Source organism: Prolinoborus fasciculus (assembly GCF_056724605.1).
In genome coordinates, this window is the sequence record NZ_JBWZQN010000008.1 from 1 (window position 1) to 13,838 (window position 13,838).

General features: G+C 43.7%; 15 protein-coding genes and 1 pseudogene. 2 read left to right on the forward strand and 14 right to left on the reverse strand.

The genetic code is table 11. The features are described 5' to 3' along the window. A pseudogene (locus tag AC1P5O_RS03000) lies at nt 1-105 on the forward strand (IS982 family transposase); the annotation flags it as partial. Nucleotides 106-140: 35 nt separating this feature from the next. Here AC1P5O_RS03000 and pdxJ read toward each other — a convergent pair. From pdxJ to AC1P5O_RS03050, 10 genes are all read right to left on the reverse strand, one after another. After that, the gene (gene pdxJ / locus AC1P5O_RS03005) at nt 141-866 is read right to left on the reverse strand and encodes a pyridoxine 5'-phosphate synthase (RefSeq protein WP_004279058.1); all 726 of its coding nucleotides are present in this window, start codon (nt 864-866) and stop codon (nt 141-143) included. 13 nt (nt 867-879) lie between these two features. Continuing rightward, a complete protein-coding gene (gene recO / locus AC1P5O_RS03010; protein ID WP_005263466.1) occupies nt 880-1,590 on the reverse strand; it encodes a DNA repair protein RecO in 711 nt (236 codons plus the stop codon). An 11-nt stretch (nt 1,591-1,601) separates the two neighbouring features. After that, nucleotides 1,602-1,799 carry an NF038104 family lipoprotein gene (locus AC1P5O_RS03015; protein ID WP_262466586.1) on the reverse strand — a complete coding sequence of 66 codons (198 nt, stop codon included), beginning with the start codon at nt 1,797-1,799 and terminating at the stop codon, nt 1,602-1,604. A gap of 38 nt (nt 1,800-1,837) precedes the next feature. Beyond that, nucleotides 1,838-2,866, reverse strand: a complete 1,029-nt coding sequence (era, locus tag AC1P5O_RS03020) for a GTPase Era (RefSeq protein ID WP_004279061.1) — start codon at nt 2,864-2,866, stop codon at nt 1,838-1,840. Continuing rightward, nucleotides 2,866-3,564 carry a ribonuclease III gene (gene rnc / locus AC1P5O_RS03025; protein ID WP_004279062.1) on the reverse strand — a complete coding sequence of 233 codons (699 nt, stop codon included), beginning with the start codon at nt 3,562-3,564 and terminating at the stop codon, nt 2,866-2,868. The genes era and rnc overlap by 1 nt, the downstream gene beginning before the upstream one ends. After that, nucleotides 3,536-3,907 carry a DUF4845 domain-containing protein gene (locus tag AC1P5O_RS03030; RefSeq protein WP_004279063.1) on the reverse strand — a complete coding sequence of 124 codons (372 nt, stop codon included), beginning with the start codon at nt 3,905-3,907 and terminating at the stop codon, nt 3,536-3,538. Before AC1P5O_RS03030 ends, rnc begins: the two co-directional genes overlap by 29 nt. Before the next feature lie 23 nt (nt 3,908-3,930). After that, complete coding sequence (gene lepB, locus AC1P5O_RS03035) at nt 3,931-4,758, reverse strand: signal peptidase I (RefSeq protein WP_004279064.1); 828 nt, start codon at nt 4,756-4,758, stop codon at nt 3,931-3,933. Nucleotides 4,759-4,778: 20 nt separating this feature from the next. Beyond that, on the reverse strand, nt 4,779-6,569 hold the full coding sequence (gene lepA, locus AC1P5O_RS03040) for a translation elongation factor 4 (protein ID WP_499005653.1): 1,791 nt from the start codon (nt 6,567-6,569) through the stop codon (nt 4,779-4,781). A 278-nt stretch (nt 6,570-6,847) separates the two neighbouring features. After that, nucleotides 6,848-7,300 carry an acyl-CoA thioesterase gene (locus AC1P5O_RS03045; protein WP_004279066.1) on the reverse strand — a complete coding sequence of 151 codons (453 nt, stop codon included), beginning with the start codon at nt 7,298-7,300 and terminating at the stop codon, nt 6,848-6,850. Nucleotides 7,301-7,420: 120 nt separating this feature from the next. Then, on the reverse strand, nt 7,421-8,806 hold the full coding sequence (locus AC1P5O_RS03050) for a Do family serine endopeptidase (protein WP_004279067.1): 1,386 nt from the start codon (nt 8,804-8,806) through the stop codon (nt 7,421-7,423). A gap of 235 nt (nt 8,807-9,041) precedes the next feature. Here AC1P5O_RS03050 and nadB point away from each other — a divergent pair, with 235 nt between their 5' ends. After that, complete coding sequence (gene nadB / locus AC1P5O_RS03055) at nt 9,042-10,670, forward strand: L-aspartate oxidase (protein ID WP_004731669.1); 1,629 nt, start codon at nt 9,042-9,044, stop codon at nt 10,668-10,670. Between the two features lie 109 nt (nt 10,671-10,779). Here nadB and AC1P5O_RS03060 read toward each other — a convergent pair whose 3' ends face one another. From AC1P5O_RS03060 to pabC, 4 genes are all read right to left on the reverse strand, one after another. Continuing rightward, entirely contained in the window at nt 10,780-11,196 is a 417-nt protein-coding gene (locus AC1P5O_RS03060; protein WP_004279069.1) for a PaaI family thioesterase, read from the reverse strand. A gap of 95 nt (nt 11,197-11,291) precedes the next feature. Further along, nucleotides 11,292-11,891, reverse strand: coding sequence for a dTMP kinase (gene tmk / locus AC1P5O_RS03065; protein ID WP_004279070.1), 600 nt, complete (start codon nt 11,889-11,891; stop codon nt 11,292-11,294). Between the two features lie 2 nt (nt 11,892-11,893). Beyond that, a complete protein-coding gene (mltG, locus tag AC1P5O_RS03070) occupies nt 11,894-12,952 on the reverse strand; it encodes an endolytic transglycosylase MltG (RefSeq protein ID WP_004279071.1) in 1,059 nt (352 codons plus the stop codon). Nucleotide 12,953: 1 nt separating this feature from the next. After that, complete coding sequence (gene pabC, locus AC1P5O_RS03075) at nt 12,954-13,766, reverse strand: aminodeoxychorismate lyase (RefSeq protein WP_004279072.1); 813 nt, start codon at nt 13,764-13,766, stop codon at nt 12,954-12,956. Nucleotides 13,767-13,838: the final 72 nt, after the last annotated feature.

Genomic DNA, 13,838 nt, shown 5'->3' on the forward strand with positions numbered 1-13,838 from the left:
CGTCATCGTTCGGTGAATAACTTTATGGTGAATATTATGGCTGCTATAGTGGCTTATTGCTTAAATCCAAATAAGCCAACTTTCCAAAACTTGCTAAAAAGCTAAAATATTTCATCGAACTCAGGTTAATTACTCTAATCTTAACGCGCTGACTTAATCACGGCTTTCATTTGCTGAACCGCTTGTGCCAGACCGACAAATACCGCATCCGCAATTAAAGAATGACCAATATTGAGCTCATGAATCTGCGGAATCGCGGCGATTGGCGTTACATTATCCAGATTTAAACCATGACCTGCATTCACCACCAGACCTTTAGATACAGCATATTCAGCACCTTTGATAATACGTTCAAGTTCCGCCTGTTGCGCTTCTGGAGTTTCTGCATCGGCATAGGCGCCTGTGTGAATCTCAATCGTCGGTGCACCACAAGCAACTGCTGCATCAATTTGTGCAAAATCAGCATCAATAAATAAAGATACATCACAACCAATGGCTGCCAGTTCTTGAGTCGCTGCTTTTACAGCATCAAAATTGCCCACGACATCCAAACCACCTTCAGTGGTCACTTCCTGACGTTTTTCAGGAACAAAGCAAACATGCTGTGGCTTGATTTCCTTGGCAAAGGCAATCATTTCATCCGTTATCGCCAACTCAAGGTTCATACGGGTTTTTAACACAGGACGCATACGACGTACATCGTCATCCTGAATGTGACGACGGTCTTCACGCAAGTGCAAGGTAATGCCTTCTGCCCCTGCCTGTTCGCAGATCAATGCAGCATTGACTGGGTCTGGGTACGTCGTACCACGTGCTTGTCTTAATGTTGCGACATGGTCAATATTGACACCAAGTAATGCAGCCATAATCTTCTCCTAACTACGATTGAGATTGAGAGTTTTGAATCCAGAGTTGTCGACTCTTTAATGGTCGATCACCGAGCAAAGCCGTGATCACCTGTCGATATAGTTTCGTCAGTAATTGTAACTGTTCCGGATTAAAATCCCCACCATTTTCATGCGTCAACATACTTAAAATCTGTTGACCAGACATAGTGGAGCGCAAGGCCTTAGCCGATGGCATAAAGCCAGCATTGAGCTGAAAATAATAATGTTGCTCAGGATTAATCTGCACCTGATTGGCATCTACTGAAAAATCCAGACCATAACCGAGTTCTTCTAGCAGAACATGCTCAAACTGACGCAAGATCTGTTTTAAATATAAATTTGGATTGGATTGTGCGGATAATTGCTGTAATGCAGTCAAGGTCTCAGCATATTTGGCAAAAGTTTGCGGCATTTCGACTTCTAAAGGACATAGCCGTAACAGGATTTCATTCAAATAAAAACCCGAGAAAAAGGCATCGCCAAAAAAGAAAATCGGCTGATTGACAATTTCCAGTTTAGTAAAATTTTTGAGTTCGGATTTACCTGAAGCCTGCAAGCGAATGGGCTGATACTGTGGTGGTGGCATTTGCCTGAGAATACCATCTACCCTGCCATATTCTTGGGTAAATAAATGCACAATATGACTGCGTTCACGGTACTTACGATGATGAATCAAATAGCCATGCAGTACTTCATTACGCATAAGCGGGTACTTTAATCCTTATCTTTTTTTGATTTTTTATCATCTTCTTCGTCATCCCCATCCGGGATCACTGCACCCACAACAGCCGCAGTACCTTTGACTGCGACTTTTGTGGTTTTATAAGCCACCTTGACAGGAACCGTGACCACTTTATGAATACAGCCTTGCAGGAATAAAATACATACAACTACTGCTAACACTTTTATCATCACGGCATTCCTTAAAGAGTCTTACAAATTTTTATCGCTTAGATATCACTATAACCTAAGCTTTTTAATGCACGCTCATCATCAGACCAGCCACCTTTGACTTTCACCCAAAGGGTTAGCATGATTTTTTGCTCGAACATTTTTTCCATGTCGAGACGCGCATCCATACCGATTTTCTTCAGTTTGACACCTTTCTCGCCAATCACAATGGCTTTTTGGCTCGGACGATCGACAAAAATCGTGGCATCAATATAGGTACAGGCTGCCTTCATACGACCGGTTTTTTCATTCAAGACCGGTTCTTCAGTTTTGAAGGATTCGATCTGAACGGTCAAATCGTATGGAAGCTCTTCACCCAGTTGGCGCATGATCTTTTCACGGATAATTTCAGATGCCAGGAAACGCTCTGAACGATCGGTCAGTTGATCCAGCGAGTACAGTGGTGGCTGGAATGGAAGATACTTGGCAATCGTGTCACGCAAATGTTCAAGATTGGCACCACGAAGCGCAGATACCGGTACGATTTCTGCAAAGTTCATCAGCTTTTCGCGTTCACGAATCAGCGGCAGAGCTTCGTTCTTGTTTTCAAAAGTATCCAGCTTGTTAATCACCAGAATGACTGGCATTTCAGCATTTTTCAGCTTTTCCAGAACCAGGTCATCGTTTGGCGTCCACTTTTGTGCATCCACTACGAATAAAACCAGGTTCACATCACGCAAAGCCGAATGTGCCGCACGGTTCATCATTTTATTGATGGCACGGACTTCTTTTTTATGCATTCCAGGTGTATCAACAAATACTGCCTGAGATTTTTCACGTGAATCAATCCCCACAATTTTATGACGTGTGGTTTGCGGTTTACGTGAAGTAATCGAAAGTTTCTGACCCAGAATATGGTTCATTAAGGTAGATTTACCCACATTCGGGCGACCTACAATAGCAACAAAACCACTACGATAATCTGATGGGATTTCGGTGCCTTGCGCACTAAAAAATTGACTAATAAGGTCGTGACTGTCGCTTTGCGACTCGTGATCAGCATCAATGTGATCGGAATGAGTAGTCATTAAGACTTATGCTCCAAAAGTTTCAAAATATCCGCCGCAACGGCTTGTTCAGCAAAACGCCGGCTCGCGCCTTCGCCTTGCATAGTCGGCAATCCCGCAATCTGGCATTCCACTTTAAAATGCTGATTGGGTGCATCACCTTGAATATCTACAACCTCGTAAACTGGGAGAGGTTTCTTACGTGCTTGTAAATACTCTTGTAAGCGAGATTTAGGATCTTTAAGCTGATCTGTGGGCTCAATATGATCTAAATAGGGTTCGTACCATTTTAACACAATCGGTTCTAGCACAGTGAGATCACCGCAGTCGACATAGATTGCGCCAATAATGGCTTCTACCGTATCTGCCAGTATAGACTCACGATGATGACCACCAGATTTCAATTCACCGGTACTGAGAATTAAATTCTGGCTCAGTTTTAAATCATTGGCGATTTTTCCTAATGCTTCCTGACGAACCAGGGTTGCACGCATACGCGTCAACCGGCCTTCATTTTCGCTTGGATAGGCATTAAAAAGATAATTCGCAATGATCATCCCTAAAAGAGAATCGCCCAGAAATTCCAGGCGCTCGTAGTTGTGTTTATGACTGACTGAACGATGAGTCAATGCCAGTTTCAGCAAATCAGCCTGTTTAAACTGATAGCCGATCCGTTTGGCAAGACGTTCATCATTTAGCTTTGACTGTGCTTTGATCAAACTCTTTCTCAAACTTCATCACTAAATCGATATTCATTATGAAATTTTTACGAATTTCATAATTCTTGTGCACCTGTAAACCATCGGTATTGGTAACTTTGGCAATTTCGTCAAACTTTAGATCACGAATATTATTCATTTCTAAACGCTGACTCATCTGTTGACGGAATTTTTCTGGCGTTATATTGGCTGGAGCACTTTTTAACAGCGCCTCAATCTCACCATCTACCATACGATCATCGAAGTATGGTCCCCACACCGCAATCGCCACTTTTGCAAGAAATGCAAAGCCCACGATTGCAATTAAAACCCCAATATAAGAAGCACCTTGTTGATGTCTCATTTTTATTTTCCTGATTGAAACAATTAATCGATTGTTCCGTTTCGACCAAACGATGGCAATTTAAAGCCAGGTTCTTTATGCATCCAGATATAGAAGGCACGACCTGTTAAGTTTTCTTCCGGAACAAGCCCCCAAAAACGACTGTCAGCACTCTGATCGCGATTATCCCCCATCGCAAAGTAATGACCTTCTGGCACTTTCACTTCCCAATATAAACCATTTTCACCTGAATATTTACCATTTTCCAGATAGTTAATAAAAGGTGCCTGACGAGCGACATTCACACCTTCCAGCTCACGCATGGTAAAGGTATGCTCACCCAAGGTTTCTTTATGATAAATGGCATTTGGAGTATCTAAACGGTCTTTTTCGCGGCTAAATTCTACTGGAACTTTCGCCACTTTTTCACCATTAATGCTCAACTGGCCATGATCATAAACAATATGATCGCCTGGCAAGCCGACAATACGCTTGATATAACTGATGGTCGGTTGCGGTGGATAACGGAATACCGCTACATCACCACGTTCCGGGCTGCCGGTATCAATAATTTTGGTATTGACCATAGGCAGTTTGATGCCATAGTCAAATTTATTCACCAGAATAAAATCGCCGGTTTCCAGCGTCGGCACCATCGAATCGGATGGAATATTAAAAGGTTCATATAAAAACGAACGCAATACCAGCACGATGGCCAGTACCGGCCAAAAGTCATAAGCCCAGGTGATAATGAAATTCTCATGGCCTTTGCCTCGGGTTTGTCTTTGCTTCAAAACAAACTTGTCTAGCAACCACACTGCGACAAAAAACAGGGTCGCAGGAACAAGAATCAAATTAAAATCAAAATCCATGGGCTTATATCCTTATTATTTTAGCGTTCGACTTTTAATACAGCTAAGAACGCTTCTTGCGGGATTTCTACGCTACCCACCTGTTTCATGCGTTTCTTACCTTCTTTCTGTTTAGACAGAAGTTTTTTCTTACGTGACACGTCACCACCATAACACTTCGCCAATACGTTTTTACGCATCGCTTTTACAGTCGAACGTGCAATGATTTGCGCACCAATTGCCGCCTGAATCGCGACATCAAACATTTGACGTGGAATCAGGTCTTTCATTTTTTCAACCAGTGCAATACCACGATGACGTGCATCATTACGGTGACAGATCATCGCCAAGGCATCGACTTTTTCCCCATTGATCAAGACATCTACTTTGACTAAAGATGAGCTTTCAAAACGGACAAAGTTATAGTCCAGTGATGCAAAACCACGTGAACAAGACTTCAATTTATCAAAGAAGTCCATGACCACTTCGGCCATTGGAATTTCGAAAGTAATGGAAACCTGATTCGCCATAAACTTCATGTCTTTTTGCACACCACGGCGCTCAACACATAACGTCATGACGTTACCCAAGTATTCTTGCGGTACCAGAATATGACACTCAGCAATCGGTTCACGTAAATCTTCAACCGTTGAACCATCCGGCATTTTGGATGGACTGTCGATATAAATCGTCTGACCATTCTTCATCACCGCTTCATAAATTACGGTTGGCGCAGAAGAAATCAGGTCAAGATCATACTCGCGTTCCAGACGCTCCTGTACGATTTCCATGTGCAGCATGCCCAAGAAACCACAGCGGAAACCAAAACCGAGCGCATCTGAACTTTCAGGTTCAAAGAACAAAGCCGAGTCATTGATTTGCAGCTTGTGCAATGCTTCACGGAAAGGTTCAAAATCGCTGGCATCAATCGGGAATAGACCAGCATAAACCTGTGGTTTCACCTTTTTAAAGCCCGGCAATGTTGCCACTTCAGGTGTGGTTGCCAATGTAATCGTATCACCGACTGGCGCACCGAAAATATCTTTGATACCGGCAATGACAAAACCAACTTCACCCGCTTCCAGCATACCGGTTTCAGTATGTTTCGGGTTAAAGATACCTACAGAAGTAATAATATGCGTTTGACCAGTTGATTTGATCAACATCTTGTCGCCTTTACGCACTCGACCCTGCTTGACCCGAACCAGAGAAACTACACCAAGGTAGTTGTCAAACCATGAATCCACAATCAGCGCTTGTAATGGCGCTTCGCGATCACCCTCAGGTGCAGGAATTACATTGACCAGTGTTTCAAGCACACCTTCAATACCTAAACCTGTTTTTGCAGAACAGGTCGGCGCTTCTGTGGCTTCAATCCCGATAATGTCTTCAATTTCCTGAATGACACGTTCAGGTTCAGCTTGCGGCAAGTCGATCTTGTTCAGTACCGGAAGTACTTCCAGACCTTGTTCAATTGCGGTATAGCAGTTAGCAACAGACTGTGCTTCTACGCCCTGCGCAGCATCTACAACCAGCAAGGCACCTTCACAGGCAGCAAGGGAGCGTGAGACTTCATACGAGAAGTCGACGTGTCCCGGTGTATCAATAAAGTTCAACTGATACTCTTGACCGTTGGGATGCGTATAGTACAAGGTTACCGAAGTGGCTTTAATGGTAATCCCACGTTCGCGCTCAAGCTCCATTGAGTCAAGGACTTGAGCCTGCATTTCACGATCTTGCAAACCGCCACAAGTTTGAATAAAGCGATCCGCTAGGGTCGATTTACCGTGGTCAATGTGCGCAATAATCGAGAAGTTACGAATGTTTTTAATATCAACAGATTTTTTAGCTTGCGCCATGGGTTACCTTGAGAAAAAAACGCGCTATGTAATTTAAAAATATTACATAACAAAAGCCGAATAGAAATTGCGAAGGATTATAGCAGAATGGTGATCTAGAAAAAGAATTATATTTTTTCCTTTATTCCCTATGTCGTGTACACATCGGTCAGATGAAGTCTGGATCACCATGATTAGAAAATAGCTCCCCAACTCCACTTCTTCATCAATATTATCAAAGTGTACTGATCAAACTGGAAAATGTTGCCTCATTAATCCAGATGTAAAGTTGAAAAATCAAAAGGATTTACATGTTCTGAAAGTGGCTGATAAGCCTGGGTAAAAGTTGGTGACATGCGTTTTGGGCGCCCTGTGGCCATTTCAATACAGGCCCATTGCGTACTTCCGGTAAATAACAGGGTTTGATCCTGTGGCCGATAGAATGCATATTGTCGAAATGAATACAGCGCGTTGATATCGTTGAGCCAGGTTCGCAAAATAATTTCATCGCCTTCGAAAGCGGCCTTGCGATATTGCACCTGATGTTCAACCGCCACCATGGCATGTTTCAGTGCCACATATTCCTTCAATCCCAATCCCAGCTTTTCAATATGGGCTGTGGCGACATCCTGCATCCATTGCACATAGACCACATTATTCACATGGCCCAATCCATCAATATGTTTGGCTTTTACCGTTAATGCAAGATCAAAAATACCGCTCACTGTGCTGTTATCCTTTCCATGATTTTAAGGCTATAGAGTCTACCGAATTTATCGCCCGGATAAATTGCAAAAAATAAAAAACCGCTTCTACAAGCGGTTTTTCAAGAAAATCTAGCAATCTTATGAGATACGCATTCCGACCACAGCAAGCTGCCCCTGACGAATCAAGGTGACACGCGCGATGCTACCCTTTTTCAGTTCAGACACCTCTTGCACAAACTGATTTGAATTCAGTACTGTCTGGTTATTAATTTGCGTGATCACATCATTCGGCATGATTCGTGCCTGTGCTGCAATACCACCCGGACGTACATCCTGAATCACCACACCACCTTTGATTTCCAGACTCGCTAACTCTGCTGGACTGAGGTCACGAATTGAAACCCCGATCACTGGCCCTTTGCTGGGTTGAGCCTGTGTGCTTGCTTTTGCTGGGGTATCATCTGGTGCCGCACTTAAAGTCGCTGCAATACTACGACGTTTATCATCACGCAAGATTTCAAGTTGTACCTGCTGCTGAGGTGCAGTACGGTTCAAATAGTTCAACAACTCGCTGGTACGTGAGATTGGGGTACCATTGTATTTTAAGATCACATCACTGGCACGCAGACCCGCACGTGCAGCCGGTGAATTTGGCGCAACCTGAGTCACCAAGGAACCTTCAGGCTTAGGCAGGTTATAGGATTCAGCAAGATTACGGTCGATATCCTGCAAACTCACGCCCAGATAAGAGCGGGTCACTTTACCATTCTTTTTCAGCTGATCTGCAACTTCCATTGCCACATCAATCGGAATCGAAAAGGACAAGCCCATATACCCACCGGTTCCACTAAAGATCCGTGAGTTGACACCGACCACTTCACCACGCTGGTTAAATAGAGGACCCCCTGAATTACCCGGGTTCAATGCTACATCTGTCTGGATGAAAGGTACTGCAGTTTCACCCATCATATTACGCATTTTGGCACTAACGATTCCGGCAGAAGCGGAATAATCAAAACCAAATGGCGAACCAATTGCGAGTACAGGCTCACCAACACGTAAGCGTCCTACATCACCCGTCCGTAATTCTGGGAAATTCGAGCCATTAACTTTAAGCAAAGCTACGTCAGTTCGTGCATCACTCCCTACAACAGTGGCATCAATTTCACGACGGTCATTCAGGGTAATGGTGACTTTGGAAGCATCCTCAACCACATGATGATTGGTCAGCAGATAACCATCCTTGCTGATAAAGAATGCACTGCCATAGCCCGTCTTTTCCTGTGGCATACGCTGTTGCGGAATAATCACCTGATTACCAAAAAAGCGGCGCAGAATTTCCGGCACTTGTTGTTGTAAGAGCTCTTCTTCGCTCATTTTTTTAACGACATTGACACTGACCACTGCAGGACTGACCTGCTCGACCAGATTTGAAAAATCAACCGGCGTTACAGCCTGCAACTGTGCAGCACTCATGGTGAGAGTGGCTGCAAATAATCCTTTTTTTAAGTCTAGAATTTTCATATAAATTATTCACTCAAATTATTGATAAATTTATGTAAATAGGTTTTATCACAAACACTGTAAAGTTTAAGTAATAATATGTTTCAATACTTTATTCTGGGCAATATCTCATTATTAAAGCATTAAGTTAAGGCTTTGATTAATTTTTTTCATCAATAAATGAGCACTTCAACGCTTGCCTTTTGTATAAAAAAGCGCTGTTATTACCAAACTTTTTTAAAATTAGCTGATGGACATGTCTAATTTATCCCTTACCCATCAATTTGACGTCATTATTGTGGGCAGTGGCGGTGCCGGTTTAAGTTTAGCCTTATCGCTCCCAGATCATTTTAATATTGCAGTGTTGGCGAAATCTACCCTGACAGATGCCAGCACTTTTTATGCTCAAGGTGGCGTGGCCGCAGTACTGGATGAAATGGATTCGATTGAACAACATATTGATGACACTATGATTGCAGGTGCGCAACTGTGTGAAATGGATGCGGTTAAACAGACGGTAGAAGGTGGCAAACCCTCGGTTGATTTCCTGCTGAAACATGGCGTTCAATTTACCCTCGATGAACAGGAACAATTACATCTCACCCGTGAAGGTGGTCATTCACAGCGCCGAATTATTCATGCGGCCGATGCCACGGGTCGTGCCATTTCCACTACTCTGGTACAACGCGCTCAAGAAAAAAAGAATATTAAAATTTTTGAAAATTATATTGCGATTGACCTGATCTGTTCACAAAAGCTGGGGTTAGACGGCGATAATCGCGCGCTGGGTTTATATGTACTGGATGAAAAAACTGAAAAAGTGCATACCTTCTTGGCACCATTTACCGCGCTAGCCTGTGGCGGTGCCATGAAAGCCTATCTTTACACCTCAAATCCAGATATTGCTACGGGTGATGGTATTGCCATGGCTTATCGTGCCGGCTGCCGGGTCGCAAATATGGAATTTAACCAGTTCCATCCGACCTGCCTGTATCATCCACAAGCACGTTCTTTCCTGATTACTGAAGCAATGCGTGGTGAAGGCGCTTATCTGCGTCTGCCTGATGGTGAACGCTTTATGCTGCGTTTTGATGAACGTGCCGAACTCGCACCGCGTGATATCGTGGCACGTGCCATCGACTATGAAATCAAGCGTCTCGGTATACGTCATGTCTGGCTGGACATTACCCATAAAGATGAAAGCTTTGTCAAAGAGCATTTCCCTACCCTGTATGCCCGTTTACTTGAACTAGGGATCGATATTACCAAGGACATGATTCCAGTGGTTCCGGCAGCCCATTACACCTGCGGTGGCGTCGTGGTCGATGAAAACAGTCAGACGGATATTGCCGGACTCTATGCGATTGGGGAAACCTCTTATACTGGTCTGCATGGTGCTAACCGAATGGCAAGTAACTCACTTTTAGAATGTTTTGTCTATGGTATGAGTGCGGCCAAGCACATTCAGAAAAATTTCAAGACCGATCAGCCAGCTCCTACAGTCCCATCTTGGGATGATTCTCAGGTGACCAACCCGGATGAAGATGTGGTGATTCTGCAAAACTGGGATGAGCTACGTCAGACCATGTGGAACTATGTGGGCATTGTCCGCACCACCAAACGCTTGGAACGTGCACTACATCGCATTGAAATGCTGAAAAAAGAAATTACCGAGTATTATCAGGATTACCAGGTCAGCAAAAATCTGATCGAGCTGCGTAATCTGGTGTTGGTGTCCGAGATGATCGTGCGCTGCGCCATGCACCGCAAAGAATCTCGCGGTCTGCATTTCACCTTGGATTATCCCGAGCTGCTACCAGAACTACGCAAAACAGTCCTCGTCCCACCAAATTTTGAAGTGGAAACACCTTTGGTGAATTGTTAAAAGTGGATGGAGATAACATCTTTGGGTGATATCTCCTTTTCTTTTTAGATTTTTATCTGCTTAAATTTAACTTAGGCTATTTACAGCCAGTCTTCTATCTTTCAGGTAATTAACGTTGTGGTGGAATTGAATATGTTCCTGTCACATGCGCCACAGGTTCTTCATTATCTATCGAATAAATCCAGACCTCTCCCACGATCAGTGCCTTGCCGACCTTGATCAGCTTACATTCTCCCCGTATATCGGTTCCACCTGAAGGTTTACGTAAAAAATTGATATTCAAGTTAGTGGTCACGGCCAAACCGACCAATCCAATTTCACCCAGAATGGCAACATAAAGAGCAAAATCCGCCAAGGTCATCATGGTTGGGCCAGAAACCGTGCCGCCTGGACGCAATTCCTCTGATCTCACCTGATAAAGCAAAGTGGCTCCACGCGGAGAAACGGCTTCAATCCGGCACTTCTCCAGGCTTTGTGGAAATTCTTGTTGTAAAAATTGTTCTATCTCAGTTTTGGTCGTTTTCATATGATTAAAAAATCTTCTATATCAGCCTTAATATAGAAGATTCTTCACAGATAAACCTAGAGAAAAATTAAATAAAAAGTATTTTAATAATCGGCTTATTTTAAATAACTTAAGGCCTGCTCAAATACCTGCTCAGGCGTTTGAGTTGCATCCAGACGTTTGATCCGTTCAGGATGACGTTGCCATAAAGTTTCATATCCCGCTCTCACTTTCTCAAAGAAAGTGACTTTTTCCTGTTCAAAGCGATCCAGCGCACCACGTTCACGTGCTCGGTTCATCCCCAGTTCAATAGGTGCTTCTAACCAGAACGTGATGTCCGGCATGCGTGCGACAAAGTGGTCATTCAGTAACTGCAACTTGGTTTCGCTCAGACCCCGACCTGCACATTGATAGGCAAAGCTGGCATCGCTAAAACGGTCACATAAGACAATTTTCCCAGCTTCTAATGCGGGCAGAATCACTTGTGCCAGATGCTGGGCACGCGCCGCATACATCAATAACAGCTCGGTATCATGCGCCATGGCTTCTTCATGGTTCACAGCCAGCAACAGCGAGCGAATCTGCTCAGCCATCGGGGTTCCACCGGGTTCACGAGTCAAAATAACATCTTTGCCCTGTGCGATAAAATCTTCATAGATCGAACGAATGAGCGTGGTTTTACCTACACCTTCTGTGCCTTCAAAGCTAATAAACATACTCATTCCTTATTTTTCGAGCGTAAAATCGTCAGATATTCCTGTACGGCTTTATTGTGGTCATTCAGATTGCTCGTGAATTTATGCCCACCATTACCGGTAGCGACAAAATACAGGTTGTCAGAATTATCCGGATGCATGGCTGCTTCAATGGCTTTCTTGCTTGGCAAGGCAATCGGTGTTGGCGGCAAACCTGAAATGGTATAGGTGTTATACGGCGTCGGTGTGCGTAAATCCTTGCGAGTAATATTGCCGTTATAGCTGTCACCCATGCCATAAATCACTGTTGGATCGGTCTGTAAACGCATGCCAATTTTTAAACGGCGTACAAATACCCCAGAAACCTGTTCCAATTCACGATCCACACTGGTCTCTTTTTCAATGATTGAGGCCATGATCAGCGCGTCATATTTATTCTGATACGGCAGATCAGTTGCACGCTTCGCCCACGCCTCATCCAGTGCTTTCATCTGGCGCTGATACAGATTGGTCAGAATTTTACGGTCAGTTTCACCTTTGGCAAAGAAATAAGTATCCGGTGCAAACAGCCCTTCAGGATGTGAAAACGGAATATTCAATTCTTTGAGTAATTGCTCAGTAGGCAGATGCAGTACTTCTTTGGTGACTAAATCATTTTTCTTCAGGGCATCAATCAGTTGCTTAAAGGTCGTGCCTTCAATTACCAGAATCCGGCTCATCTGGGCATTGTCTGCATCGGAAATCATCTCCAAGACCTGACGGATGCTCATGCCTTGGCGTACTTCATACACGCCCGCTTTCATGGTGTCATGAATCATGATGCGCTGATACAGCTTGAGAATGATCGGGAAACTCACCTGATCTTCTGTGGCCAGACGATCAATAAAACCGGAATAGGTTTGACCAGATTCGATCGCGAGCAGCTGTTTTTTTCCTTCTACAGGATAATCCTTCCACAAACTGCTTTTCAGGATCAACGCCAAGATCAAAACAATCCCCATCAGGACCAAGGCAATTCCTTTGAAAGATGAGGAGAATCTCGCTTTATTTTTCTTTTTGGCTTTAGGTTTGGAAGCTGACATATTAAGACATCTGGTTTAATCGAAGACGGTTAAAAAGTTCAATACAAGCATTGCCATCCAAGGCGCGCTGCTCAAATTGTGTGACAATTTTCATCGGGCTGAGTGCATTGCAGAAAAACAGACTCCGAATATGGGAAATTTCATCCATACCGATATATCGTTGCTCATAGACAATACCCTGATCTTGCATACGTTGTAGAATTTCTGCACGCATGACACCGAAGACGCCATTATAACGGAGTTCTGGCGTAATCCATGTATTCTTTATAAGAATGAAACAATTACTGCTCACCCCTTCGACAATGCCACCTTGTACATCTGTCACTATTGCCTCAGGCCAGCCGCGTTGATCTGCTTCCTGTTTCAGTAAAACCTGCTCCAGGCGGTTCAGGGTTTTCAGTCCAACCAGACTGGGCATAGTCAATCCCACTGCCTGCTGCAATACGCCACTTTGAATCTGTTCAAACTTAAAATCCTGTACGGTTTGAGGATAATAAAATAGCCAGAGATCTGCAGGATGATCCGGCAAGCTATAACCGCGCTGACCAATTCCACGACTCAGCACGATTTTCAATGTGCCATTCAGTTCATGTTCTGATGCACGTAAAATCTGTAAGCTTTCTGCAATCAGATCAAGATTGGCATTCAGGCTTAATTTCTGATTGCTAATGTGCAAACGTGCCAGATGACGATCATATAATTCAATCCGGTTATGCCGAATCCGGGCCGTGGTAAAACAGCCATCACCATAATGAAAGCCACGATCCAGCACATCTATCTGGCTGACCTGTTGGGCATTTTTTAAATACAGCATATTTTGCAGCCTCTAAAATGAAAAATTGAGCAGTCAGATTCAGGCTTCACCTATATATCTTTTTTACTCACA

Coding starts and splice junctions, on each gene's coding strand:
- AC1P5O_RS03060 (WP_004279069.1), bottom strand. CDS start 11,196: ATGAAAACGACCAAAACTGAGATAGAACAATTTTTACAACAAGAATTT.
- mltG (WP_004279071.1), bottom strand. CDS start 12,952: ATGTCAGCTTCCAAACCTAAAGCCAAAAAGAAAAATAAAGCGAGATTC.
- AC1P5O_RS03015 (WP_262466586.1), bottom strand. CDS start 1,799: ATGATAAAAGTGTTAGCAGTAGTTGTATGTATTTTATTCCTGCAAGGC.
- recO (WP_005263466.1), bottom strand. CDS start 1,590: ATGCGTAATGAAGTACTGCATGGCTATTTGATTCATCATCGTAAGTAC.
- pabC (WP_004279072.1), bottom strand. CDS start 13,766: ATGCTGTATTTAAAAAATGCCCAACAGGTCAGCCAGATAGATGTGCTG.
- pdxJ (WP_004279058.1), bottom strand. CDS start 866: ATGGCTGCATTACTTGGTGTCAATATTGACCATGTCGCAACATTAAGA.
- AC1P5O_RS03030 (WP_004279063.1), bottom strand. CDS start 3,907: ATGAGACATCAACAAGGTGCTTCTTATATTGGGGTTTTAATTGCAATC.
- nadB (WP_004731669.1), top strand. CDS start 9,042: ATGTCTAATTTATCCCTTACCCATCAATTTGACGTCATTATTGTGGGC.
- era (WP_004279061.1), bottom strand. CDS start 2,866: ATGACTACTCATTCCGATCACATTGATGCTGATCACGAGTCGCAAAGC.
- lepB (WP_004279064.1), bottom strand. CDS start 4,758: ATGGATTTTGATTTTAATTTGATTCTTGTTCCTGCGACCCTGTTTTTT.
- tmk (WP_004279070.1), bottom strand. CDS start 11,891: ATGTTTATTAGCTTTGAAGGCACAGAAGGTGTAGGTAAAACCACGCTC.
- AC1P5O_RS03050 (WP_004279067.1), bottom strand. CDS start 8,806: ATGAAAATTCTAGACTTAAAAAAAGGATTATTTGCAGCCACTCTCACC.